Below are 310 nucleotides of genomic sequence, written 5' to 3'. Positions count from 1 at the left end.
CATATCGGTGTTAGTGCCGTCCTTCATCGGCTCCTAGTGCCAAGGCATTCGCCGTGCGCCCTTAATAACTTAACCTACAGCTTTCAATACACATCGTATTTCGTCGTCAGCTGCACTCGTTCAGTCAGTCACGTACAAAGGTACGCTCCTTCCTTTTCGGGGAGCTGTAAGTGAGCTTTGATCCGGAGATTTCCGAATGGGGGAACCCACTACGTTTAATCGCGTAGTATCTCGACGTGAATACATAGCGTCTTGAAGGCAGACCCAGGGAACTGAAACATCTAAGTACCTGGAGGAAGAGAAAGAAAAA

At 48.4% G+C, this 310-nt stretch carries 1 rRNA gene; it reads left to right on the top strand.

What is annotated here, in order from left to right:
- Window positions 1–79: 79 nt before the first annotated feature.
- A 23S ribosomal RNA gene (locus ABNX05_RS26310) occupies window positions 80–310 on the top strand; the annotation flags it as partial.

The organism is Lysinibacillus zambalensis (genome assembly GCF_040183165.1).
Lineage (GTDB): Bacteria > Bacillota > Bacilli > Bacillales_A > Planococcaceae > Lysinibacillus > Lysinibacillus zambalensis.
This window is presented reverse-complemented; position numbering and strand designations above follow the sequence as displayed.